The 24,015-nt window shown below is 64.5% G+C and carries 21 protein-coding genes; 19 read left to right on the forward strand and 2 right to left on the reverse strand.

What is annotated here, in order from left to right; translation table 11 throughout:
• Window positions 1-42 precede the first annotated feature (42 nt).
• On the reverse strand, window positions 43-978 hold the full coding sequence (locus AC5RT4_RS02790) for an aldo/keto reductase (protein ID WP_494039692.1): 936 nt from the start codon (window positions 976-978) through the stop codon (window positions 43-45).
• A gap of 52 nt (window positions 979-1,030) precedes the next feature.
• Here AC5RT4_RS02790 and AC5RT4_RS02795 point away from each other — a divergent pair, with 52 nt between their 5' ends.
• On the forward strand, window positions 1,031-1,864 hold the full coding sequence (locus AC5RT4_RS02795) for an undecaprenyl-diphosphate phosphatase (RefSeq protein WP_494039693.1): 834 nt from the start codon (window positions 1,031-1,033) through the stop codon (window positions 1,862-1,864).
• Between the two features lie 15 nt (window positions 1,865-1,879).
• The gene (gene mshC / locus AC5RT4_RS02800; protein WP_494039694.1) at window positions 1,880-3,157 is read left to right on the forward strand and encodes a cysteine--1-D-myo-inosityl 2-amino-2-deoxy-alpha-D-glucopyranoside ligase; all 1,278 of its coding nucleotides are present in this window, start codon (window positions 1,880-1,882) and stop codon (window positions 3,155-3,157) included.
• A 63-nt stretch (window positions 3,158-3,220) separates the two neighbouring features.
• Here mshC and AC5RT4_RS02805 read toward each other — a convergent pair whose 3' ends face one another.
• Window positions 3,221-4,126, reverse strand: a complete 906-nt coding sequence (locus AC5RT4_RS02805; protein ID WP_494039695.1) for a PAC2 family protein — start codon at window positions 4,124-4,126, stop codon at window positions 3,221-3,223.
• 149 nt (window positions 4,127-4,275) lie between these two features.
• On the opposite strand from AC5RT4_RS02805, the gene AC5RT4_RS02810 reads away from it, so the two are divergent.
• The 17 genes from AC5RT4_RS02810 (at window position 4,276) to AC5RT4_RS02890 (ending at window position 23,942) form a co-directional block, all read left to right on the forward strand.
• Window positions 4,276-5,016, forward strand: coding sequence for an HAD family hydrolase (locus AC5RT4_RS02810; RefSeq protein WP_494104802.1), 741 nt, complete (start codon window positions 4,276-4,278; stop codon window positions 5,014-5,016).
• Window positions 5,009-6,175, forward strand: coding sequence for a site-2 protease family protein (locus AC5RT4_RS02815; protein ID WP_494039697.1), 1,167 nt, complete (start codon window positions 5,009-5,011; stop codon window positions 6,173-6,175). The genes AC5RT4_RS02810 and AC5RT4_RS02815 overlap by 8 nt, the downstream gene beginning before the upstream one ends.
• 96 nt (window positions 6,176-6,271) lie before the next feature.
• Window positions 6,272-7,336 (forward strand): tRNA (adenine-N1)-methyltransferase, encoded by a 1,065-nt coding sequence (locus tag AC5RT4_RS02820; RefSeq protein ID WP_494039698.1) that lies wholly within the window; start codon window positions 6,272-6,274, stop codon window positions 7,334-7,336.
• 82 nt (window positions 7,337-7,418) lie between these two features.
• Window positions 7,419-9,170: a proteasome ATPase gene (gene arc / locus AC5RT4_RS02825; protein WP_494039699.1), complete on the forward strand. Its 1,752-nt coding sequence runs from the start codon at window positions 7,419-7,421 to the stop codon at window positions 9,168-9,170.
• Entirely contained in the window at window positions 9,167-10,840 is a 1,674-nt protein-coding gene (dop, locus tag AC5RT4_RS02830; protein WP_494039700.1) for a depupylase/deamidase Dop, read from the forward strand. The genes arc and dop overlap by 4 nt, the downstream gene beginning before the upstream one ends.
• An 84-nt stretch (window positions 10,841-10,924) precedes the next feature.
• On the forward strand, window positions 10,925-11,128 hold the full coding sequence (locus tag AC5RT4_RS02835) for a ubiquitin-like protein Pup (protein ID WP_015937113.1): 204 nt from the start codon (window positions 10,925-10,927) through the stop codon (window positions 11,126-11,128).
• Window positions 11,129-11,209: 81 nt separating this feature from the next.
• Entirely contained in the window at window positions 11,210-12,031 is an 822-nt protein-coding gene (gene prcB / locus AC5RT4_RS02840; RefSeq protein ID WP_494039701.1) for a proteasome subunit beta, read from the forward strand.
• Between the two features lies 1 nt (window position 12,032).
• A complete protein-coding gene (prcA, locus tag AC5RT4_RS02845; RefSeq protein ID WP_494039702.1) occupies window positions 12,033-12,743 on the forward strand; it encodes a proteasome subunit alpha in 711 nt (236 codons plus the stop codon).
• 8 nt (window positions 12,744-12,751) lie between these two features.
• Window positions 12,752-14,116: a Pup--protein ligase gene (gene pafA, locus AC5RT4_RS02850; protein WP_494104803.1), complete on the forward strand. Its 1,365-nt coding sequence runs from the start codon at window positions 12,752-12,754 to the stop codon at window positions 14,114-14,116.
• Between the two features lie 113 nt (window positions 14,117-14,229).
• Window positions 14,230-15,192 carry an FKBP-type peptidyl-prolyl cis-trans isomerase gene (locus tag AC5RT4_RS02855; protein ID WP_494104804.1) on the forward strand — a complete coding sequence of 321 codons (963 nt, stop codon included), beginning with the start codon at window positions 14,230-14,232 and terminating at the stop codon, window positions 15,190-15,192.
• Window positions 15,193-15,269: 77 nt separating this feature from the next.
• On the forward strand, window positions 15,270-15,665 hold the full coding sequence (locus AC5RT4_RS02860) for an FKBP-type peptidyl-prolyl cis-trans isomerase (protein ID WP_104997974.1): 396 nt from the start codon (window positions 15,270-15,272) through the stop codon (window positions 15,663-15,665).
• A gap of 105 nt (window positions 15,666-15,770) precedes the next feature.
• Window positions 15,771-17,777 (forward strand): helix-turn-helix transcriptional regulator, encoded by a 2,007-nt coding sequence (locus tag AC5RT4_RS02865; protein WP_494104805.1) that lies wholly within the window; start codon window positions 15,771-15,773, stop codon window positions 17,775-17,777.
• Window positions 17,778-17,787: 10 nt separating this feature from the next.
• Window positions 17,788-18,141: a hypothetical protein gene (locus tag AC5RT4_RS02870; protein ID WP_494039706.1), complete on the forward strand. Its 354-nt coding sequence runs from the start codon at window positions 17,788-17,790 to the stop codon at window positions 18,139-18,141.
• Between the two features lie 26 nt (window positions 18,142-18,167).
• Window positions 18,168-18,440 (forward strand): Sec-independent protein translocase subunit TatA, encoded by a 273-nt coding sequence (gene tatA / locus AC5RT4_RS02875; RefSeq protein ID WP_494039707.1) that lies wholly within the window; start codon window positions 18,168-18,170, stop codon window positions 18,438-18,440.
• A gap of 48 nt (window positions 18,441-18,488) precedes the next feature.
• Window positions 18,489-19,283 (forward strand): twin-arginine translocase subunit TatC, encoded by a 795-nt coding sequence (gene tatC / locus AC5RT4_RS02880; protein WP_494039708.1) that lies wholly within the window; start codon window positions 18,489-18,491, stop codon window positions 19,281-19,283.
• Window positions 19,284-19,303: 20 nt separating this feature from the next.
• Window positions 19,304-22,231 carry a DEAD/DEAH box helicase gene (locus AC5RT4_RS02885; RefSeq protein ID WP_494104806.1) on the forward strand — a complete coding sequence of 976 codons (2,928 nt, stop codon included), beginning with the start codon at window positions 19,304-19,306 and terminating at the stop codon, window positions 22,229-22,231.
• Window positions 22,232-22,286: 55 nt separating this feature from the next.
• A complete protein-coding gene (locus tag AC5RT4_RS02890; RefSeq protein WP_494104807.1) occupies window positions 22,287-23,942 on the forward strand; it encodes an amidohydrolase in 1,656 nt (551 codons plus the stop codon).
• Window positions 23,943-24,015: the final 73 nt, after the last annotated feature.

Below are 24,015 nucleotides of genomic sequence, written 5' to 3' on the forward strand. Positions count from 1 at the left end.
GCGGACCCGGCGGGCCTCAGGCGCGGAGCCGCGGGCCAACCCCTAGTAAGGGGCTGAAGCGTCCTCAAGGGCACAAGCGATCTCCGGGGGCAGCGGCGTCAGCTGGGCATCCAGAATTTCCTTCAGCTGCGCCGGCGTGCGCGGGCCTACAATCGCCGTGGCCACACCGTGCTGGGACAGCAGCCAGCTCAGCGATACATCCTGCGGGGTCCGGCCCAGTCCTTTTGCCGCCATGCACACAGCCTCAACCGTCCTGGAAGCTCTTCCGTCAAGGTACGGCTCGACGTAACCCGCTTCGCCGGCAGATGCTCCACGGGAACCGACAGGAATACTCCCACGGTACTTACCGGTCAGCACGCCACGGCCCAACGGTGCCCACGCCATCAAACCCAGCCCTGCGTCCTCGATGGCCGGGATCAGCTCTGCTTCGGGCCAGCGCTGCAGGAACGAGTACTCGGCCTGGGCAGCCACAAGGGGAAACCCTGCGACGGCCGCAGCTTTTGCCGCCTGCCAGCCGTTGAAATTCGACACGCCGGCGTACCTCGCCCTGCCGGTCCTGACGGCGTACTCCAACGCAGACAAGGTTTCCTCCAGTGGAACGTTGCCGTCCCAGGCCTGGGCAAACCAAATGTCAACGTAGTCCGTACCCAGCCTTGCCAGGCTGGCCTCCAGACCGGTGAGCATTGCGTTCCGTGACGTGTCCACGCCGCGCCGGCCATCGGGCGTGGTCAATCCGGCTTTGGTGGAAATGGAAATCTCCGTGCGGGCAACCACATCGCCCAGCATGGACCCGATCATTGCCTCCGACCGTCCGCCGGCATAGGACGCAGCAGTATCGACGTGCCGGCCGCCTGCATTCAGGAAGGTTCGCAGCAGCTCCGAGGCGTCCTGTTCGTCGGTGTCGCCGGCCCAGGACATGGTGCCAAGGGACAGGGCGGAAACTCGCAATCCACTGTTGCCGACGTAACGCTGCTGCATAGCAGCAAGCTTACGGGCAGAACCGGCACTGCCCATGCCGTAGGGTCTTAGCGTGAACTGGTTTGAGGCGGCCCTGCTGGGCCTTGTGCAGGGACTGACCGAATTTCTACCGATTTCATCAAGCGCCCATCTGCGGATCGTGGGGCAGTTTCTGCCCAACGCCGCGGACCCTGGCGCAGCCTTCACTGCCATCACCCAGCTGGGCACTGAAACAGCAGTAGTCATCTACTTCTGGCGGGATATTGTCCGGATTGTTAAGGCTTGGGCCGGTTCCCTGGCCGGGAAAGTTTCCAGGCAAGATCCAGATGCCAGGATGGGTTGGCTCGTGATCCTTGGCAGCCTGCCCATCGTGGTCCTGGGTTTGCTGTTCCAGGACCAGATCGAATCAGTGCTCCGCAGCATGTGGATCGTCGCCACCATGCTGATCGTGTTCGGCCTGTTCCTTGCCGTCGCGGACGCAGTAGGCAAGCAGGAACGGGACCTCAGCAAGCTGACGTACAAACACGGCATCCTCTACGGCTTCGCTCAGGCCATGGCGCTCATCCCGGGCGTTTCCAGGTCCGGCGGCACCATCACTGCAGGCCTCCTGATGGGCTACACCCGCGAAGCCGCCGCACGGTACTCCTTCCTGCTTGCCATACCCGCGGTATTCGGCAGCGGGCTCTTCCAGCTCTACAAAACTGTGTCCAGGGAAGGCATCAGCGGCCCCTATGGCTTGCCGGAAACAGCGCTGGCCACCGGGATCGCCCTGGTGGTGGGCTACATCATCATCGGCTGGTTCCTGAAGTTTGTCTCCACCCGCAGCTACCGCCTGTTTGTCTGGTACCGGATCTTGCTGGGCCTGGCCCTGTACCTTCTTCTCGGTTTCAATGTCATCAGTGCCTAGCACTAGGCTTGACCTGTGAAATCCTGGATCTCCCGCCCTGTTCCCGACGTGCCCGGCAGCATGCCGGCCGTCCGGTTGTTCGATACCGCTGTGGGCCGGGAGGTTGCCCTGGAAACAGACGGCCAGCCTTCCATGTACGTCTGCGGCATCACACCGTACGACGCCACGCATATGGGCCATGCCGCCAGCTACGTGGCGTTCGACCTCCTCAACCGGGTTTGGCGGGACGGCGGCCATGACGTGTCCTATGTGCAGAACGTCACCGATGTTGATGATCCTCTGCTGGAACGCGCCACGGCCACCGGGGTTGACTGGCGGGACCTGGCGGCGAGCCAGATCGAGCTTTTCCAAACGGACATGGAAGCGCTGAACGTCCTCGCCCCTGACCACTACATCGGCGCCGTCGAATCCATCTCCCTGATCGTGCCTGAGGTGGAACGGCTCGTCAGCCTGGGGCTGGCGTACAAGGTGCAGGGCATCAACGGCGAGCCGGACGGCGACGTTTATTACGACGTCGAAGCGGCGGGCAAGCAATCCTCCTCGCCGGATGCGTGGTCCCTGGGATCGATTTCCGGCCTTTCGGAGAGCGAGATGCTGGAGCTCTTCGCTGAACGCGGTGGTGATCCGGGGAGGTCCGGGAAGCGCCAGGCGCTGGACCCGCTGCTGTGGCGGGTGGAGCGCGAAGGCGAACCGAGCTGGCCCGGCGAAAGCCTGGGACCCGGCAGGCCGGGCTGGCACATTGAGTGTACCGTCATTGCCCAGAAGTACCTGCCCGCGCCGTTCACCGTGCAGGGTGGCGGTTCGGACCTGATCTTCCCGCACCACGAGATGGGTGCCGGCCACGCCTTCTCACTGGCCGGGGTTCCGCTGGCCAGGCACTACGCCCACGCCGGAATGGTGGGACTGGACGGCGAAAAGATGAGCAAATCCAAGGGCAACCTGGTGCTGGTTTCGAAGCTGCGCGCAGCAGGGGAGGACCCGGCAGCCATCCGCCTCGCCATCCTGGCCCACCACTACCGTTCGGACTGGTCCTGGACCGACGAGGGATTTGAGGCTGCCAAAGCGGCCCTTGCCGAATGGCGCAAGGCACTCAGCCAGGCTCCCGCCGGTTCGGCCCCTGCCCTCATCGCGGAAATGCGCGCCGCGCTGGCTGGAGATCTTGACGCTCCCGCGGCTGTCGCGGCTGTTTCTTGCTGGGCAGGCAAGGCCAACTCGACAGCTGGCCCCGCGAGCGGCGAGGACCAGGTACTGGTGCGTGACGCCGTCGATGCCCTTCTTGGCATCCGCATCTGACGAAGCCGCCTGCCGGGGCCGCTCCAGCGGCCAACCTTACCGGGCAGCCACAGCGGCGGGGCCTTACGGCCTGTCCTGCCCGCGACGCTTGAGGTAACGCTCAAACTCGCGGGCAATGGACTCGCCTGTCGCTTCCGGAAGGTCTGCCGTGTCCTTTGCCTCTTCAAGCTGGCGGACGTAGGCGGCGATCTCGGGATCCTCAGTGGCCAATTCGTCCACGCCCCGCTCCCACGCGTCGGCTTCCTCAGCCAGCTCGTGGGTGTCCAGCGGAACCTGGAGCAGCTCCTCTATCCGGTGCAGGAGGGCAAGTTGCGCTTTGGGCGACGGCGCCTGGGCCACGTAGTGCGGAACCGCGGCCCAGAGTGAGACCGTGGGGATGCCTGCCAGGAGCGAGACCTCAGAAAGTACTCCGACAATTCCCACCGGGCCTTCGTACTGAGAAGCTTCCAGGTTCATGCGTTCCCGCAGCGGCGCATCGTCGGAGGACGTGCTCACCGGAATGGGCCTGCTGTGCGGAACATCTGCCAGCAGGGCCCCCACCAGCACCACGTAGTCCACGTTGAGTGCTTCTGCATGCACCAGGAGTTCGGCAGTGTACGCGCGCCATTTATAGGACGGCTCGGTTCCCTGGACAAAAATGACGTCCACGTTTGAACCCGGGGCGCTGGCCTTGTAGATCCTGGTGGAGGGCCACTTGATCTTGCGCTCACCTGCCGCGTTCCTCCGCACTGTGGGGCGGGTGAACTGGAAATCGTAGTACTCGTCGGCGTCTATGGAGGCAACCTTCTTGCCGCCCCACAGCTTGTTAAGGTACCGAAGTGAGTCGCTTGCTGCCTCCCCGGCGTCGTTCCAGCCTTCAAAGGCGGCCAGCATCACTGTGACTCGCTGCCCCTCAGCCACCGGCTGCAGGAACCGCTCACGGGCAGGTCCGGCACCCGGTTCGGTGGTGTCTCCCTCGAAGCTATTCATTTCTTCACCCTACGTCCAAGGAGCGGGGTGTTGCATTGAATGAAGCGCCGAAAAGTGCGGCTTAATCCCGCCGGACGGCAGCAAACCCGCCGTATTCGCCGACGGCGTAGCCACAACCCCCGTCCAGACTGTCCCCGTAGACTGGGGGCATGCGACTGCCAGCCTCCAGTACCCCGCTCAAAGCCGTCCTCTGGGACATGGATGGCACTATCGTGGATACGGAGCCCTACTGGATAGCGGCTGAGCACGCCCTGGTGGAGGCCCATGGGGGCACCTGGTCCCAAGAACAGGCCATGCAGCTGGTAGGACAATCCCTGACATTCTCTGCCGGCCTCCTCCAGCAGGCCGGCGTCGATCTGGAGATCCGCCAGATCATCGACACCCTCACCGCTGAAGTGGTGGCCAGCGTCAGGAAGAGTGTGCCGTGGCGTCCGGGTGCCCGGGAGCTCCTGGAAGACCTTCACCTGGCTGGTGTCAGGTGCGCCCTTGTCACCATGTCTGAAGGGCCGCTCGCCCGGGAGGTGGTGGCCAGCCTGCCGCGGCCGTACTTCGAGGTGGTGGTCACGGGGGATACCGTGTCGCAGGGAAAGCCGCACCCCGAGGCCTACCTGAAAGCGGTGGACCTCCTTCAGGAAGAGGACCCGGACCTTGCCATCCACCACTGTGTGGCGCTGGAAGATTCGGAACCGGGCGTGGCGGCGGCAGTGGCGTCCGGGGTGGCAACCATTGCCATTCCCCACATTGTTCCGCTGCCTGAGGACAGCCGGTACACGCTGTGGGAATCCCTGGCGGGACGCTCCCTGGCTGATTTGGAGGACCTGGTGACGGCCCGCGCGGCAGTAGCGTCTGCTGCAGTACCGGCGGGAATTCCGGTGGCTGCCCATGACTGAGGCAGCACCTCCGGCCCGCCGTGAAGGAATTCCCTTGGGCAGGATTGCCGGTGTCCCTGTAATCCTCGCTTATTCGTGGTTCCTCATCGCCGCCTTCACGGTGATCGTTTACGGACCAGTCCTTGACCGGAGCAACCCGGCCCTGGGTGCCAGCGCCTACGTCGTCGCTTTCGCTTATGCGGTCCTGCTGCTCATCTCGGTCCTGGTGCACGAACTCGCCCACGCCCTGACCGCCAAAATTTACGGGTGGCCAACCCAAAAAATTGTGCTCAACCTTTGGGGCGGGCACACCCAGTTCGAAAGCTTCACCGCCACCCCCGGACGGTCCGTCCTGGTGGCCCTTGCCGGCCCGGCCGCGAATTTCATCCTCGCCGCAGGTGCCTGGCTGCTGCTGAGCGGCGCCGCACTGGGCAGCGTCGCCGAAATCCTCACAAACATCTTCATGTGGGCAAACTTCCTCATCGCCATCTTCAACGTACTGCCGGGTCTTCCGCTGGACGGGGGCAGGCTGGTGGAATCCGCCGTGTGGAAAGCCACCGGCAGCCAGGCCAAGGGAACCGTGGCAGCAGGATGGGGCGGACGCCTGATCGTCGTTGCCATCGGCTACTGGTTTATCCTGCGGCCGCTGCTGGCCGGTGACGCGCCCGACTTCAGCCTGCTCATGATCACTGTCCTGGTGGCCGGATTCCTATGGATGGGCGCCTCGGCTTCCATCCAGCAGGGCACGCTGCGCGGGCGGCTTCACCTGGTAAGCGCCGCAGGGTTGTCAACGCCGGCCACCGGGCTGCCTGCCACCTCCTCAGTCCAGGACGCCCTTCGCCTCGGCGCTCCGGGCACAACAGCGGTGGTGGTCTGCGGCCTTGACGGACGCCCGGAGGCCGTGGTTGATCCTTCCGCCCTGGCATCGGTTCCAGCTGCGGCGGCCGCGGCAACTCCCATTACCGCTGTTTCCTATGCCCTTGCCGCGGGCGCTTACGTGCCGGAGTGGTCCAAAGGACAGGAACTCCTCCACTTCCTCTCCCAGCTCGAAGGGCGGGACTACGCCGTGGTGGACCACAACGGCAGGGTCACCGGGCTGCTCTCCCAGGACGCAGTGCTGTCAGCCATAACCGGCAAGAGCCGGCAACCCGGTAGGCAACCGCAGGGCCGGAACCGGTAGAGTTACCTGCCGGTCGTGCATTGCCGCCGCAGAAGCCACACTGTCCTAAGGGACGTTTCCGCGGGGCACAACAGTTTTACAGGAGCGAGGAAAATCATGAGCAGCGAAACTGCCGTCAACGAAGCCACAGCAGCAGCCCAGTCCGGTGTTGCCGCCAGCGGCTCGCAGCCGGTGGGCGCTGCCCGTCGCCGTGGACCCTTCCGTGAGGGCGAACGTGTCCAATTGACCGATGAGCGGGGACGCATGAACACGGTCACCCTCGAAAGCGGCGGCGCCTTCCATACCCACCGTGGCTTCCTGAACCACGATGAGATCATCGGCAAGCCCGACGGTTCGGTAGTGGTGAACAACGTCGGCCAGCAGTACCAGACCCTGCGCCCCCTGCTCTCGGATTTCGTCCTGTCAATGCCCCGCGGCGCTGCTGTGGTGTACCCAAAGGACGCCGGGCAGATCGTCACCATGGCGGACATCTTTCCCGGCGCCCGGGTAGTGGAAGCGGGCGTCGGCTCCGGCGCACTGTCCATCTCGCTGCTGCGGGCCGTGGGCGACAACGGCTACCTGCACTCCTTCGAACGGCGTGAAGAGTTCGCCGACATCGCCCGCGGAAACGTCGAGACGATCTTTGGCGGCCCGCACCCTGCATGGCAGATTTCCCTGGGGGACTTCCAGGAGGAAGTTGTACGCACTGAGGCCCCCGGTTCGGTAGACCGCGTGGTCCTTGACATGCTCGCACCCTGGGAGTGCCTCGATGCTGTGGCCACGGTCCTTGCGCCGGGCGGCGTGTGGATCAACTACGTGGCAACTGTCACCCAGCTCTCCCGGACGGCGGAGGCCATCCGCGCCGACGGCCGGTTCACGGAGCCCGACGCCTGGGAATCCATGGTCCGCGGCTGGCACCTGGAGGGCCTCGCCGTCCGCCCCGACCACCGCATGGTGGCCCACACCGGCTTCCTGCTGGTCACACGCCGGCTGGCCGACGGCGTCACCGGCATCTCCACCAAGCGGCGCCCATCAAAGACAGACTTCAACGACGAGGACGTCAACGCCTGGACGCCGGGTGCCGTGGGGGAGCGGCTGGTTTCGGACAAGAAGCTTCGGCGCGCCGCCCGCGATGCCATCGCGGGCACGAACGTCAAGGACACACCGGAGGTCACGAACTAGTCCATATTTCGGGAGTCTCCCTCCTTACCTGCCATCTTGGGACTAAGGTCTTAATAGAAGCGCAGGAAGGGGCTGATACATCATGGAGACGCCAAACCAGGACTCCGGACGTACACCGGCAGAGCAGTCTGCCGCCAACGACCTCTCGGTTGCGGACCGCCAGGTCAACATCCTCCGGGACAAGCTCAGGCACATTGACCGCCAATTGGCTGCGGCGACGCAGAACAATTCCAAGCTGGTCACGATGCTCGAAGCCGCGAAGGCCGAGATTCTCCGGCTCAAGAACGCCTTGGACCAGGAAGGACAACCTCCTTACAGCTTCGGCACCATCCTTCAGCTGAACCCGCGCAGGCAGCCCTCCCCGGGCAGCAGCGGTCAGGCGGCCACGGAAGAATCAGCGGACATCTTCAACGCCGGCAGGAAAATGCGTGTTGGCATCAGCCCGCTGGTGAACATCAACCAGCTGGCCGTGGGCCAGGAGGTCCTTCTTAACGAGGCGCTCCTCATCGTGGCCGGACTCGGCTACGAGCGGGCAGGCGAGCTGGCCACCCTGAAGGAGATGCTCGGCTCCGACCGTGTCCTCGTGGTGGGACGTGCCGATGAGGAGCGTGTGGTCCGGCTGTCCGGTGCGCTCCTGGCCGAAAAGCTGCGCGTAGGCGACGCCCTCTCCATCGACTCAAGAACCGGGTACGCACTCGAAAAGGTGCCCCGGTCCGAGGTTGAAAACCTGGTTCTGGAGGAAGTCCCGGATATCACCTATGAGGACATCGGCGGGCTGGGACCTCAGATCGAGCAAATCCGCGACGCCGTCGAACTGCCGTTCCTGCACCCGGACCTCTACCGGGAACATGGCCTGAAGGCGCCCAAGGGCATCCTGCTGTACGGCCCGCCCGGCTGCGGTAAGACCCTCATTGCCAAGGCTGTCGCCAACTCCCTCGCTGCCCGCGCCGCCGAACGTTCCGGAAACGTGGACCTGAAAAGCTACTTCCTGAACATCAAAGGCCCGGAACTGCTGGATAAGTACGTCGGCGAGACAGAGCGCCACATCCGTCTCATCTTCTCCCGCGCCCGTGAAAAGGCGTCAGATGGCAGCCCCGTCGTGGTGTTTTTCGACGAAATGGATTCGCTGTTCCGCACCCGCGGCACCGGAATCTCCTCCGACGTCGAAACAACCATCGTGCCCCAGCTGCTGAGCGAGATCGACGGCGTGGAGCGGCTGGACAACGTCATCGTGATCGGCGCGTCCAACCGCGAGGACATGATTGACCCGGCCATCCTTCGCCCCGGCCGGCTGGACGTCAAGGTCAAAATCCACCGCCCGGACGCCGAGGCCGCTGCGGACATCTTCAACAAGTACATCACTACCGATCTGCCGTTCCACGAGTCTGACCTCGCCGAGCACGATGGCGACGTGCAGGCCACGGTGGATGCCATGGTCCAGCGCACGGTGGAAGCCATGTACTCCACGGACAAGTCCAACGAGTTCCTGGAAGTCACCTATGCCAACGGTGACACCGAAATGCTCTACTTCAAGGACTTTAACTCCGGTGCCGTGGTGCAGAACGTGGTGGACCGCGCCAAGAAGTACGCCATCAAGGACCTGCTGACTACGCAGCAAAAGGGGCTGCGGATCGAGCACCTGCTCAGGGCAGTGGTGGATGAATTCCGCGAACATGAGGACATGCCCAACACCACAAACCCGGACGACTGGGCCAGGATCTCCGGCAAGAAGGGCGAACGGATCACCTACATCCGCACCATCGTCCAGGGCAAGGCCGGCCAGGAGCCCGGAAAGTCCATTGAAACAATGCCGACCACAGGGCAGTATCTGTGACGGCTGCGCCGGAGCCGGCCGCCGGGGGCGCCCTCCCCGCGGGCGGGGCCATGCGGGTGATGGGAGCAGAAACCGAATACGGCATCCATGCACCGTCCGCCCCGACGGCCAACGCCACCATGATGAGCGCACGGGTGGTCCAGGCATACGCCCAGGTGACCCGCCAGCGCGCGGCGGGCGGAGCGGAAACGCGGTGGGACTATACGGACGAGGAGCCCCTCCATGACGCGAGGGGCTGGACCGTGGACCGGAGCTCTGCCCACCCCAGCCAGCTGACTGACCAGCCGCCAGTGCTGGACGCGGAGGCAGTGGCGCTGGCCTATGGCAGGGAGGAACTGGAGCTCGACGGGCAGGACGAGTCCGGCACTCTCCTGATGAACATGGTGTTGGGCAATGGTGCCAGGCTGTACGTTGACCACGCCCATCCGGAGTATTCAAGCCCCGAGGTGACAAATCCCCGGGACGCCGTCACGTGGGACGCCGCCGGTGACCTCGTTGCCCTGGCCACCGTCCGTCGCCTGGCAGCTGACCCGGACCTGCCGCCGGTGAATCTCTACAAGAACAACACCGACAACAAATCGGTGTCCTACGGGTCCCATGAGAACTACCTCATGCCCCGCTCGGTTCCCTTCGGAGACATTGTCCGCGGGCTGACGCCCTTTTTCATCAGCCGCCAGATCCTCTGCGGGTCCGGCAGGGTGGGAATTGGCCAGGACGCTTCCACTCCCGGCTACCAGATCAGCCAGCGCGCCGACTTCTTCGAAGCCGAAGTGGGTTTGGAAACCACCATCCGGCGCCCCATCATCAACACCAGGGATGAGCCGCACTCCACGGCAGATAAATACCGGCGCCTGCACGTCATCATTGGCGACGCCAACCTCAGCCAGGTCTCCAACTACCTCAAGTTCGGAACTACGGCGATGGTCCTCAGCCTGATCGAAGCGGGGCTCGCCCCGAAAATCGAGGTCTACGAGCCGGTTGCCGCCCTGCAGGCAGTGAGCCACGATACGTCCCTCACCGCGACGATGCGGCTGCTGGACGGCCGGCGGGTGACGGCCTTGGACCTCCAGTGGATCTACCACGAAGCGGCGGCAAAGCTGGCGCAGGACACCGGTGTTGGCGATGCCGTCGACGGGGACGGACACACCCATCACGTCCTGGAGCGCTGGGCCACTGTCCTCACGCAACTGGACAACGACAGGGCCGCGGCGGCCAGTTCGGTGGAGTGGCTGGCCAAGCTTTCACTCCTTGAGGGTTACCGGGACCGCGACTCGCTGGAGTGGAATGATGCCCGGCTTGGCCTTATTGACCTGCAGTGGGCTGACATCAGGCCGGAGAAGGGCCTGTACTACAGGTTCCTCGCCAGGAACCGGATGGACAGGATTGTCGACGACGCCGCCATCGCCGCTGCCGTGGGCGAGCCACCGGCGGACACCCGTGCGTTCTTCCGGGGAAAGTGCATCAGCACCTTCGGCAAGGATGTGGTGGGGGCCAGCTGGGACTCCGTGATCTTCGACGTCCCCGGATACGGAAGGCTTCAACGGGTGCCCACCAGGGAACCGCTCCGGGGAACCAAAGCCCTGACCGGAGCGTTGTTCCAGCGCTACCGGGAAGCAGGCCCGTTCCTCGCGGAACTCCTGGGACACAATACGGCTCCGCCTGCGGCGTAAACCGCGCCGGACGGCCTGCATCGTGGCAGGATGGGCATATCGGAGGATCCGCCGGATCCGGCGGCAGGAAAGGGAGAGGTAACGATGGCAGGCCAGGAGCAGCAGCAGCCGCAATCGCGCGACAGCCAGGTCGACGAGGACATTCCCGAGGCCCCGCCCGCGCCGCCCGAAGCGCAGGCATCAGCATCAACCGAAGGCGTGGACGACCTCCTCGACGAGATCGACGGAGTGCTCGAATCGAACGCCGAGGAGTTCGTGCGCGCATTCGTACAAAAAGGCGGTCAGTAACCCGGACCCGGCAGGTGGCGGAAGCCGCGGACGGCCGGAATCTGTACCGACGTTGAAGAATTACGTTCAAGGAGTGCATGAGTGCAGGAATCAACCGCCCACCAGGTAGCCGCCAACGCCACCTCGTCCTTTACGGAACATCTGCAGCGGGACCGGCCCGAACTCCTGCCCTACAACAGGGGAGTCCAGGCCGGTGCGCCAGGCGGCGCACCGCTGCAGGTTCCGCATGCCACCACCATTGTGGCCATGAGCTACGCCGGCGGTGTGCTGATGGCCGGGGACCGGCGGGCCACCATGGGCAACGTGATTGCCAGCAGGCACATCGAAAAAGTCTTCCCCGCTGACCGGTACTCGGTTCTGGGCATCGCCGGCACTGCCGGGATAGCGATTGACCTCACCCGCCTGTTCCAGGTGGAACTGGAACACTACGAAAAAATCGAGGGCACCCTCCTCAGCCTGGAAGGCAAAGCCAACAGGCTCGGAGCGATGATCCGCGGCAACCTCCCCCTCGCCATGCAGGGACTCGCCGTCGTGCCGCTCTTCGCCGGGTTCGACACCAGCGCCGGGGTGGGAAGGCTTTTCTCCTACGACGTCACCGGCGGCAGGTACGAGGAACACGAACACCATACAGTCGGCTCCGGGTCCGTCTTCGCCAGGGGAGCCCTGAAGAAGCTGTGGCGGCCAAACCTCAGTGAGGCGGAAGCAGTCTCTGTCGCCGTCGAGGCGCTCTATGACGCGGCCGACGACGATTCGGCCACCGGAGGACCGGACACGGTCCGGCGGTTGTGGCCAGTCATCTACACCGTGGACCGCGCCGGGGCACGGCGGGTGGCTGAGAACGTGCTGGCTGCGGCTGCCACTGATGTCATCGAGGCCCGCACCAGCGCCGGACGGGAGGCCTGAGATGACGCAGCAGTTTTACGTATCGCCCGAACAGCTGATGAAGGACCGCGCGGATTTCGCACGGAAAGGGATAGCCCGGGGCAGGTCCGTTGCCGTCATCAGTTGCGCCGACGGCATTGCGCTCGTGGCCGAGAACCCATCGCCATCCCTGCATAAAATCGGCGAAATTTACGACAAAATCGCGTTCGCCGCCGTCGGAAAATACAACGAATTCGAAAGCCTTCGGCAGGCAGGCGTCCGGTACGCCGACGTCCGGGGTTACTCCTATGACCGCGAGGATGTCACGGCCCGTGGCCTCGCCAGCGTCTACGCACAAAGCCTCGGCGCTGTTTTCACTGCCGAGCAGAAGCCGTTCGAGGTTGAACTCGCAGTAGCCGAGGTAGGCCCCACCCAGGCGGAGGACCACCTTTACCGCCTTACCTTCGACGGTTCAATCGCCGACGAACACCAGTTTGTAGTGATGGGCGGGCAGGCAGACAAGGTGTCCGCGGCCATCGAGGAAGGCTGGCGCAGTTCGTTGAGCTTTGCCGACGCCCTGCGCCTGGCCATGGGCGCGCTGGTTCCGGCCGCCGAATCCGGTGAGCAGCCGAAGGCACTGCCCGCGAAGGCTGTGGAAGTGGCCGTCCTGGACAGGTCGTCGGAGAACTCGCGGGGCTCGCGGCGCGCCTTCCGCCGGCTTGACGACGCAGATATCACTGCACTGCTGGCCTAGGAGGAGAGATGGACAAGAGAATCTTCGGCATCGAAACGGAATTCGGAATCTCCTATTCCAGCCCCGACTCGAGGCCTCTTGCCCCGGAGGAGGTGGCCCGCTATCTCTTCCGGAAGGTGGTCAGCTGGGGCCGTTCATCCAACGTTTTCCTCACGAACGGCTCCAGGCTGTACCTCGACGTGGGATCCCATCCCGAGTACGCCACGGCCGAGTGTGACGACCTTGCGCAGTTGATCGCCCACGACCGTGCCGGAGAGCTGATCCTCGACGACCTCGTGGACGAGGCACAGGCACGCCTGGCAGCTGAAGGTTTCAACGGCACCGTCTACCTGTTCAAGAACAACACGGACTCCGCCGGGAACTCCTACGGCAGCCACGAAAACTACCTCATTCCCCGCAGAGGTGAGTTTTCCCGGCTGGCCGAAATCCTGATCCCCTTCCTGGTCACCAGGCAACTCGTCGCCGGTGCGGGAAAGATCCTGAAGACCCCCCACGGGGCAACCTTCGCTTTTTCCCAGCGTGCAGACCACATCTGGGAAGGGGTTTCTTCAGCCACCACCCGGTCCCGGCCCATCATCAACACCCGTGATGAGCCGCACGCGGATGCCGAGTTTTATCGCCGCCTCCATGTGATCGTTGGCGACTCCAACATGTCTGAAGCCACCGCCCTGATGAAGGTGGGCACAGTGGATCTGGTGCTGAGAATGATCGAGGCCGGGGTCATCATGCGGGACATGCGGATGGAAAATCCCATCCGCAGCATCCGCGAAATCTCCCACGACCTCAGCGGCCGTGCACTGGTCCGGCTCGCCAACGGGCGCCAGCTCACAGCTTTGGAGATCCAGCAGGAGTACCTGACAAAAGTAACAGCGTTCGTCAGGGAAAACGGCGCCCACAACCCCCACGTTCCTGTGATCCTCGACCTTTGGGAGCGAACGCTGAAGGCGATCGAAAGCGGCGACACCCGAAGCATCGACACGGAGATTGACTGGGCCATCAAAAAGAAGCTGATGGACAACTACCGGGAACGGCACGGCCTTGGCCTGGACGCACCCCGGATAGCCCAGCTCGACCTGACCTACCACGACATCTCCCGCGGCCGCGGGCTCTTCTACCTGCTGCAGTCCCGGGGGGCGGCACGGCGCATTGTGGACGAAACAGTAGTCAAGGATGCAGTTGACGCGCCGCCCCAAACCACCCGCGCTAAGCTTCGTGGTGACTTTGTCCGGCGGGCGCAGGAGTTGGGCCGCGATTACACCGTGGACTGGGTTCACCTGAAACTGAACGACCGCGCCCACCAGACCATCCTGTGCAAGGACCCGTTCCGCAGCGTCGACGATCGAGTGGATGCCCTTCTCGACTCTATGGGCTGACACCCAGCTTCAGGGGCTATTCTGGATAAAGCCCCTTTTGAGGGCCTGCCGCGGTGCCGCCCGCCGAGTTGCGGATCACCGCCTCCACCTTGCCCCGACGAAAGTTCTTTCACGTGCGCCGACTATTAGCACTCCTTCTTCCCGCTTTGCTGCTGTTGACCGCCTGCGGTGGTTCAACTGCGGAGCCGGAACTCACCAGCAAGTCCGCTGGTGAGACTGCGAAGTTCGACTCCCTCAAACTGACCGACAACGGGGACAAAAAAGCTCCCGGCGTGGAATTCGCCAAGCCGCTCGAAGTCACTGAACCCACCATCAAAGTGGTCACCGAGGGTGACGGCGACACCGTGAAGGCGAACCAGATCGCCAACATCTCCATCCTTGCCCTGAACGGCGCGGATGGCTCGACGCTGGAGGACACGTTCCCCAGTGAGCCCGAGCCGCTGGAACTCAACGAGGAGTTGAAGACCGGCAGCGAAGTGATCTACAACGCCTTTGTTGGCGCCAAGGTCGGCTCCAGCCTTGCCCTCGCCGTGCCCGGGCAGCAGAGTGCAGCCGCCCCCAGCCCCTCCGACGGCGCCAGCCCGAGCCCGTCACCCGCAGCGCAGCCCACGCAGCTCCTGATCATCAAGGTCCTCTCCGCTTCTGACGTAACCCCTGTCCTGGAGAAGCCCGAAGGCGAGACAGTGACCCCGCCGGCCGGCCTGCCTACAGTCACCGAGAAGGACGGCATCCCCGAGATTAACGCTGAAGGTGTTGCCGCGCCTGCCGCGCTTATCTCCCAGGACCTGATCAAGGGTAAGGGCGCCACCGTTAAGGAATCTGACACCCTGACGGTGAACTACGTTGGCGTCACCCTTGTGGGCGGCACGAAATTTGACTCAAGCTTCGACCGCGGCGAACCGGCAAGCTTCCCGCTTACCGGCGTTATCAAGGGCTGGACGCAGGGCCTCGCAGGCAAAACCGTAGGCTCGCGCGTCCTTCTGGTGATCCCCAAGGACCTGGCCTACGGCGACGCCGGCCAGGGCGAAGCCAAGGGCGACCTCGTCTTCGTAGTGGACATCCTCGGAGCCAAGTAGCAACAATGGCAACAGGCCCGGCCCTCGCCGCGGCATCCACCAGCAGCACATCATCTGCCAAACACCAAGGAGCAACCATGTCTTTTGGACAGCGCGATTTTGACCGCCAGAAGCCCGAAATCGACTTCCCCGAGGGCGATGTCCCCACGGAACTCGTCATCACCGACCTCATCGAAGGTGACGGCCGCGAAGCCAAGGCCGGAGACACCGTCTCCACCCACTACGTGGGCGTAGCCTGGTCCACCGGCGAGGAATTCGACGCCTCCTGGGGCCGTGGCGCACCGCTCGACTTCCGCGTGGGAGTCGGACAGGTCATCCAGGGCTGGGACCAGGGCCTCCTGGGCATGAAGGTAGGCGGCCGCCGCCGCCTCGAAATTCCCTCCGAGCTGGCCTACGGCTCCCGTGGCGCCGGTGGCGCAATTGCACCCAACGAAGCCTTGATCTTCGTGGTTGACCTCGTGGGCGTTCGCTAACCAGGAACCGGCAAGCCGTCAGGAGCGCGGCAGCAACAGGACCATCACATCCTGCTGCTGCCGCGCTTCCTGCGTTCCGGCACGGAGTTTAGTAACGTAACGAGGGTGTCCGCATCCCGTACTGAACGCCTCCTGAACCTCCTGATCGCCCTGCTCAACACGAGGTACGGCCTGCGCCGCAGTGAACTGCGTGACACGATCTACCGGGACACCCCGGGCAATGAGGCCTCCTTCGGACGGATGTTTGAACGCGACAAAAGCGATCTCCGCAAGTTCGGGTTCGAGGTCGAAACACTGACCGACCTTGGCTGGAGCGAAGACGATCCCGCCACCACCCGCTACCGCATCGGCAAGGAATCCAACCGCCTGCCGGAAGTCCAACTGGGACCGGGGGAGTGGACAGTACTCCTCCTGGCCTCCCAACTCTGGGAGCGGGCAGCGCTGGGCACGGCCGCCCAAAGCGCGCTGCGCAAGCTACAGGCGTCCGGCGCGATGGCGGACGTCCAGCTTCCCGCCGGTGTCCAGCCCAGGATCAAACCCGCGGGGCAGGCCTTCGACGACCTCGTTGCGGCAATGCATGCCAAACACCCCGTCACGTTCACCTACCTTGCGGGCAGCACCGGAACAGAGGAACAGCGGACCGTTGAGCCCTGGGGCCTGGGAAGCCGGTTCGGGAACTGGTACCTCGCCGGTTACGACCGCGCCCGGAAAGCCCCCCGCCATTTCCGGCTCTCCCGCTTCACCAGCGCGGTGACCACGCTCGAACGGGAGCAGTTTGCGCCACCGCTCGGGTTCAACATCCGGCAGGAACTGGACCGCCTGCCGGAACTGCCGCTGCGCCCCGCCGTCGTGGACGTCCGGGAAGGGCGGCTGCTGGCACTGCGACGCCGCAGTACCGCGCCGGAGTCTGCACGGGAAACCATCCAGGACAGCCCTCGCGGCGATCAACCCGAAGCCGGGTACGAAAGGATCAGCCTGCAGTACAGGGACCCGGAGGCCCTGGCGGAAGAGCTCGCTTCCTACGGCCCTGACGCCTTGGCCGTGGCTCCCGCCGAACTTGCCGACGCCGTCCGGCGAAGACTTCACGCCGCCGCGGAGTTCAGCGCAGCCCCCGTTCCCCAGTTCCAGTTCGCCAGTGTGCCCGCCCGTTCCGTCCGGGCGCGCACTTCCGAGGACCAGCTCAAACGGATGCTTCAACTGGTCCCCTTCCTGGTGCACAACCAGGGCCTGCACATCCAGGACGTCGCCCGGCACTTCGGCATCAGCAGGAAGGAACTGGAGGATGATCTGCAAATCCTCATTTGTTCAGGGCTGCCGGAGGGATACCCGGACGACCTGCTGGACATCCAGTGGGAGGATGACCACGTTTACATCACCCAGGACCTGGACCTGACCCAGCCCGTACGCTTCACCGCGGAGGAAGCCTGCGCCCTCCTGACCGGGCTGGAGACACTGAACGGGCTGCCGGAGGTAGCTGAGGACGGCGCCCTGCAATCAGTAACCCTCAAGCTCCTGGCGGCGGCCGGCGAGGAAGGCCTGCGGGCAGCCTCCCTTGCCGGGCCGGAAGTGGCACCGGCTGATGCGGCGACGCACGCCACCATCCGGCAGGCCATCGAGTCGGGTTCCCAACTGCGCCTTCACTACCTGGCTCCGCAGCGGGACAGCGTGTCGGAACGGGATGTGGACCCGCTGCGCCTCTACTCGCTGGACAGCACCTGGTACTTCGAGGCCTATTGCCATTCGGTGGAGGGGCTGAGGAATTTCCGCCTGGACCGCATACAGGACGTTCAACCGAACGGGCGGCCCGTCCCGGCAGGGACCACACCGGCTAAGGGGGTTCCGGCAAAACTTTTCACCGCCAAGGAGGACGATACCCTCGTCACCGTCCAGCTCACCCGGCAGGGGAGGGGCCTGGCGGACGACTACTACGCGGAACGCATAGCAGAACTCGACGACGGCGGGCTGGTGGCTGAGATACGGTTCGGGAACACAGCGTGGCTACCGATGTTCGTGGCCCAGCACGGGGGTTCCGCCCGTATCGTGGCTCCGGCGGAGCTTGCCGACGCTGCCCGGGCGTGGCTGGCGGCGTCGCTGGCCAGATACGGCGGCTAGACTTCAAAACATGCCTTGGTGGTCCTGGATTCTCATATGGGTGGCGCTCGTTGCGCTGTCACTGCTCCTCTATGTCTTTTTGGGCATCCGGCTGTTCCGCCAGTTCATGGCCACCCTCCGGGATCTGGGGGCGGCAGGCGAGAAGCTGGGGCACCTTGGCCCCATGGAGCAGCCGGCCATGGGCGCGGACCCGGCAAGGCCGCAGCCCGGTTCGGCAGTTTTTGCCTCGCCGACCGTCATGCGACATGATTACGAGGCATCCAAGTCATCCCGACGGGAAGAACGCCGCCTCAAACGGGTGCAGCGCAAGACGGACCGGGGCCAGCCACAGGCGCTCGGCGATCTGGACTTCACCTGGAAGTAAAATGTACTTAGACGAAAGGAATTCCCGTGGGAAGACTCTTTGATGGCCCCTGGCCCATCGTAATCATCATTGTTGTTGCTTTGCTTCTTTTTGCCGCGCCCAAACTTCCGGCCATGGCGCGCAGCCTTGGACAGTCCATGCGGATCATCAAATCCGAAGTCAAGGAAATGAAGAACGACGGCAAGACCGACTCCACTGACGCCTCAGGCCCCGTGGAAGGCACCATCGTCAACCACCCCAAGGCGCAGCACGGCGAGCCAACCGACGGCACTGACGTTCCGCCGTCGAACCGCGCCTAACCCCCAGTGGCACTGTCGAGGGCCCGTAAAGCCAACCCCGAGGGGCGGATGGCTCTTTGGGACCACCTCAAGGAGCTGAAGAACCGGCTGATCAAGTCGGCCATCGGCGTCGTCATTGGCGGCATTGGAGGATGGATACTTTACGATCCGCTGCTGAAGGCGCTGGCCGAGCCGGTCAACCGCATCTCGGCACAAACCGGCGGGCTCGCCGCGATCAACTTCGGGAGCATCGCCTCCCCGTTCGATTTCAAGCTTCAGATGTCACTGCTGATAGGGGCGGTCATCTCGAGCCCCATCTGGATCTACCAGTTGTGGGCGTTCATCACCCCGGGCCTTACCTCCAAGGAACGCCGCTACACCCTGGGCTACATGGCTGCAGCTGTCCCCCTGTTCCTTGCCGGCATCTGGATGGGCTGGCTGGTGGTGCCGCAGGTGGTCCATGCCCTGACACAGTTCACGCCGGAGGGCTCGTCCAGCGTCATTGATGCCCGCACATATATTGAGTTCGTCACGCGCATGGTCCTGGTGCTGGGAATTGCGTTCCTGGTTCCGGTGGTGCTGGTCGGTATCAACATGGCCGGCGTTATCTCCGGCCAAACCATCCTCAAGGCCTGGCGCATCACCGTGTTCCTGGTATTTGTTCTGGCAGCCATCGCTGCCCCCGGTGCTGACGCCATTTCCATGTTCATGCTGGCCGGCCCGCTGCTGGTGCTCTTCTTCGCAGCCATCGGTGTCTGCCTGATGAACGACAAGCGCAGGGCCCGCCGTGAGGCCAAACGGATGGCCGAGACCGAGGCCACAGCCGACGTCGCCACCCCGGGCAGTGAGCTGAAGAACCTCTAAGCGCCCATTAGGCTTGGGGTATGTCCTCCAACGACGGTTCGTTCCAGCCCAGGCAGTTTCCTACCGGTCCGGGCGAGCCCGAAGAGCTTTCACCGGCGGAGAAGTACCGCCTCAGCGCCGAGCAGCGGGCCGAGGCAGCCACCTACCTCGGCGCTTTCTCCCGCACCCTCGAGTTTGAACTCGATGATTTTCAGCGCCAGGCCTGCCGTTCGCTGCAGGAGGGCAGGGGAGTGCTGGTTGCGGCGCCTACCGGGGCCGGCAAAACGATTGTCGGCGAATTCGCCATCTACCTTGCCCTCGAACGGGGCCTGAAGGCTTTTTACACCACACCCATCAAGGCACTGAGCAACCAGAAGTTCACCGAGCTCAGCGACAAGTACGGCTCCGACAGCGTGGGCCTCCTGACCGGTGACACCAGCATCAACGGTGACGCTCCAGTGGTGGTGATGACCACTGAAGTCCTCCGCAACATGCTCTACGCCGATTCAGCAACCCTGGGCGACCTGGGCTACGTGGTCATGGACGAGGTGCACTACCTTGCCGACCGCTTCCGCGGTGCCGTCTGGGAAGAAGTCATCATCCATCTCCCCAGCGAAGTGCAGGTGGCCTCCCTCAGCGCCACGGTCTCCAATGCCGAGGAGTTCGGTGCGTGGCTTGATACGGTGCGCGGCGACACGGACATCATTGTGTCCGAGCACCGGCCCGTGCCGCTGTGGCAGCACGTCATGGTGGGCCGCCAGATCATGGACCTTTTTGCCGGCGAGACAACCTTCGACGAGATAGCTCCGCCCGTGGATGCTGACGAAGCGCAGCCGGACTCCCGCAAGGACACTGCCGCGAGCCGTGGTTTTGATGTAAACCCCGATCTCCTCACGGTTGCCCGCAGCGAAAGCATGCAAAGCTTCCGTGCCAGGTCTGCCCCCGGCCGGGGCCAACGCGGCAGGCGAGGGAACGACCGGCCAGGCAGGGGCGGCGACGAACGCGGCGTCCGCCCGGCGAGCCGGCCGCAGGTCATCGCAAGCCTGGACCGCATGGACCTCCTCCCGGCCATTACCTTCATCTTCTCCCGGGCCGGCTGTGATGCTGCCGTTGCCCAATGCGTCGGTTCGGGCCTGTGGCTCACCACCGAAAAAGAGCAGCGGATCATCGCGGAGCGCGTGGACGAGGCCGGCCGCGACATCCCCCCGGACGACCTCGAAGTTCTGGGCTTCTGGACCTGGCGTGATGGCCTGCTGCGCGGCTTCGCCGCCCACCACGCCGGCATGCTGCCCACCTTCAAGGAAGTGGTGGAGAAGCTCTTCGCGGACGGACTGGTGAAGGCCGTCTTCGCCACCGAAACCCTCGCCCTGGGCGTCAACATGCCTGCCCGCTCCGTTGTGCTCGAAAAGCTGGACAAATTCAACGGCGAAGCGCACGTGGACATCACCGCAGGGGAATACACGCAGCTGACCGGGCGCGCCGGGCGGCGGGGCATCGACGTCGAAGGCCACGCCGTGGTGCTCTGGCAGCCTGGTACAGACCCGACGGCGGTGGCCGGCCTGGCTTCACGGCGCACTTATCCCTTGAACTCCAGTTTCCGGCCCACCTACAACATGAGCATCAACCTCCTGGCCCAGTTCGGGCGGGCCAGGGCGCGCGAAATCCTGGAATCCTCTTTCGCGCAGTTCCAGGCGGACCGCTCGGTGGTGGGCCTGGCAAAGCAGGTCCGCAGCCGCGAGGAATCGCTGGCGGGCTATGCGAAATCGATGACCTGCCATCTCGGCGACTTCACAGAGTACGCGCGGTTGCGCCGGGAACTGTCCGACGCCGAAAACGTCACTTCCCGGACCAAGTCACGCGCCCGGAAGTCACTTAGCGATGATTCATTGGCGCGCCTGCTCCCGGGAGACGTGGTGAATGTCCCCGGCGGGCGGGCCCCCGGACCGGCGATTGTGCTGAGCTCGGACCACAGCAGCCGCGAGCCCCGGCCCGCCGTGCTGACGCTGGACAACCAGCTGCGCCGCATCGGGACCGACGATCTCGAAGGTCCCATTGCTCCGGTAACGCGCATCCGAATACCCAAGTCCTTCAATGCGAAGGTGCCCAAATCGCGGCGCGACCTGGCATCATCAGCACGGAACGCGCTGCGGGAGAACCGCCCGCCGGCCCCGGGCAACAACCGCAACAACGACTTCGGCCTCGCCACCGCCCTGCCGAACCAGGAAAAGCGCATCGCTGACCTGCGACGCGCCCTCCGCGCGCACCCGTGCCACGGATGCAGCGAACGGGAGGACCACGCCCGCTGGTCAGAACGCTGGTGGAAGCTGCGGCGGGAGACGGACGGGCTGGTCCGGCAGATCCAAGGCCGCACCAACACCATTGCCAAGACTTTTGACCGGGTCTGCGACGTCCTTTCCTCCTACGGATACCTGGAGCCGACACCGGACGGCAGGCTGAACATCAGCCCTGACGGACAGAGGCTAAGGCGGATTTACGGGGAAAAGGACCTTCTGATTTCCCAGTCCCTCCGTCTTGGCGCCTTCGATGACCTTGACGCCGTGGAAGTCGCCGCCCTGGCCAGTGTCCTGGTGTACCAGGCCAAGCGCGAGGACCGCGGCATGCGGCCGAGGATGCCAAGTGTCTCACTGGAGACCTCGGTGGACACCGTTGTGCGGGAGTGGTCCGCCCTGGAAGATACGGAAGAGGAAAACAAACTTCCGTTGACCGGCGAACCGGAACTGGGCCTGGTATGGCCCATCTACAAGTGGGCCCGCGGCCGGCACCTGCAGGACGTCCTGAGTGGAACGGACCTTGCCGCCGGCGACTTTGTCCGCTGGGTGAAGCAGGTGGTTGACCTGCTGGACCAACTGGCGAAGATTCCCGGCCTGGACCCGCGCCTCGCACGCCTTTGTTCCGACGCCATCGCACTGATCCGCCGTGGCGTTGTAGCCTACTCGTCCGTCCTCTGACCCCCCCACCGCCTGCTGTTGCCGGCCGTCCTACTTCCAGGAGTTTCGCTTTCCTATGCCCCGTCCCGAAGACCAGCCCGGATTCCGCCCCAAGAGCAAGCCTGTCCTTTACCGCAACGGCTCGGTGTATACGGCCGCTGACCCCTTTGCGTCGGCCATGCTGGTGGATGGTGACACGGTGGCGTGGGTTGGATCGGAACAGGCAGCATCTTCGATCGCGGACAGTTCAATGGAGGTCATTGACCTCCGCGGAGCCCTGGTTGCCCCCGGCTTCGTAGACTCCCACATGCATCTCACAGAGACAGGAATTGCCTTGGACTCTCTGTCACTGCAGGACGTGAGGTCGGCCAGGGAGCTCCTGGACGCTGTGGCTGCTGCGCCCGGTGAAGGCCCGGTCCTGGGGCATGGCTGGGACGACACCACCTGGACGGACGGCACCCTCCCCACGGCTGAGCAACTGGAAAGGGCCGCAAGGGGCCGCCCTGTCTACCTCTCCCGCGTTGACGTCCATTCGGCCCTGGTCTCGGCGTCCCTGGCCGCATCGGCCGGCCTCCGCGGGCTTGATGGTTTCGACGGCGGCCCAAGGGTTCGGCTGGCGGCGCACGCAGCAGCCCGGCAGGCAACGCGGCGGCTCCCGGCCGAGGTGCTCGCAAGGCACCAGGGCCGCGCCCTCGCCGAGGCCGCGGCCAATGGCTACGTGGCAGTGGCGGAGATTGGCGCTCCACACATCGGCGGTGCCCTTGATCTTCGACTGGCGGCGAACTGGAACAGCAACGGCGGCACGGCGACGCCGGAAGTCCTGGCTTACTGGGGCGAGCTGGCTTCATCGGAAGAGCATGCCCGCAGCATTCTTGACAAGCTGGATGTCAGCGTCCGGGGACTGGCCGGCGACCTGAACATCGACGGTTCCATAGGGTCACGGACAGCAGCCCTGCGGTCCGGCTACAGCGACGCCCCCAACGAGTCCGGCAGCCTCTACCTGAGCGTCGGGGAGGCAGCGGCCCATCTTGCTGCTTGTTCCCTGGCCGGGATCCAGGGTGGTTTCCACGTCATTGGCGACGCCGGGATGGATGCAGCTTTGGAAGCGTTGGAGCTGGCAGCGGCCGAGGTGGGGGAGCAGAGGATTCGGGCGGCAGGCCACCGGTTTGAGCACGTGGAGATGGTGGAACCGGCCGCTGTTGCCACATTGGCCCGATACTCCGTTACAGTCAGTGCCCAACCCGCATTTGACGCTGCCTGGGGCGGTCCAGGCGGGCTTTACGAGACACGCCTGGGGGAGCGGAGCAGATCCATGAATCCCTTTGCCAGCCTGTTTTCTGCAGGGGTTCCGGTCTGCTTTGGCAGCGACAGCCCCGTAACGCCGCTGCGCCCCTGGTCCAGCGTCAGGGCCTGCCTTGAGCACCACAACCAGGCTGAACGGATTTCGGCACGGGCCGCTTTCCTTGGCCACACCCGGGCAGGCTGGAGGGCAGCCAAGTACCACAACCCCATGGCGGGCCAGCTTGTCCCCGGAGCGCCGGCCAGTTTCGCGGTCTGGGAAGTCGAGGAGTTGATGGTGCAGGTGGCCGACGGAAGGGTCCAGTCGTGGAGCACCGATCCCCGGGCCCGGACACCCTTGCTGCCGGCACTGGACACCGGCTCGGATCCCGTGTGCCTGCAGACCGTCAGGGACGGCGTGGAACTGCACACCAGCCCTGCGCTGCGTTCCTGACCCCTCCAGTCTCCGCCCTATAATGGGTAGCTGCGCCTGCCAGCGAATTCGCTCGCCCGCGGGTGCACCGACC

This window comes from Arthrobacter sp. sptzw42 (assembly GCF_059089685.1).

What these genes read in the sequence shown, in the direction of transcription:
- AC5RT4_RS02790 (WP_494039692.1), bottom strand. Translation starts at nt 978, where the DNA reads ATGCAGCAGCGTTACGTCGGCAACAGTGGATTGCGAGTTTCCGCCCTG.
- AC5RT4_RS02805 (WP_494039695.1), bottom strand. Translation starts at nt 4,126, where the DNA reads ATGAATAGCTTCGAGGGAGACACCACCGAACCGGGTGCCGGACCTGCC.
- AC5RT4_RS02810 (WP_494104802.1), top strand. Translation starts at nt 4,276, where the DNA reads ATGCGACTGCCAGCCTCCAGTACCCCGCTCAAAGCCGTCCTCTGGGAC.
- AC5RT4_RS02815 (WP_494039697.1), top strand. Translation starts at nt 5,009, where the DNA reads ATGACTGAGGCAGCACCTCCGGCCCGCCGTGAAGGAATTCCCTTGGGC.
- AC5RT4_RS02820 (WP_494039698.1), top strand. Translation starts at nt 6,272, where the DNA reads ATGAGCAGCGAAACTGCCGTCAACGAAGCCACAGCAGCAGCCCAGTCC.
- arc (WP_494039699.1), top strand. Translation starts at nt 7,419, where the DNA reads ATGGAGACGCCAAACCAGGACTCCGGACGTACACCGGCAGAGCAGTCT.
- AC5RT4_RS02835 (WP_015937113.1), top strand. Translation starts at nt 10,925, where the DNA reads ATGGCAGGCCAGGAGCAGCAGCAGCCGCAATCGCGCGACAGCCAGGTC.
- prcA (WP_494039702.1), top strand. Translation starts at nt 12,033, where the DNA reads ATGACGCAGCAGTTTTACGTATCGCCCGAACAGCTGATGAAGGACCGC.
- pafA (WP_494104803.1), top strand. Translation starts at nt 12,752, where the DNA reads ATGGACAAGAGAATCTTCGGCATCGAAACGGAATTCGGAATCTCCTAT.
- AC5RT4_RS02860 (WP_104997974.1), top strand. Translation starts at nt 15,270, where the DNA reads ATGTCTTTTGGACAGCGCGATTTTGACCGCCAGAAGCCCGAAATCGAC.
- AC5RT4_RS02870 (WP_494039706.1), top strand. Translation starts at nt 17,788, where the DNA reads ATGCCTTGGTGGTCCTGGATTCTCATATGGGTGGCGCTCGTTGCGCTG.
- tatC (WP_494039708.1), top strand. Translation starts at nt 18,489, where the DNA reads ATGGCTCTTTGGGACCACCTCAAGGAGCTGAAGAACCGGCTGATCAAG.
- AC5RT4_RS02885 (WP_494104806.1), top strand. Translation starts at nt 19,304, where the DNA reads ATGTCCTCCAACGACGGTTCGTTCCAGCCCAGGCAGTTTCCTACCGGT.
- AC5RT4_RS02890 (WP_494104807.1), top strand. Translation starts at nt 22,287, where the DNA reads ATGCCCCGTCCCGAAGACCAGCCCGGATTCCGCCCCAAGAGCAAGCCT.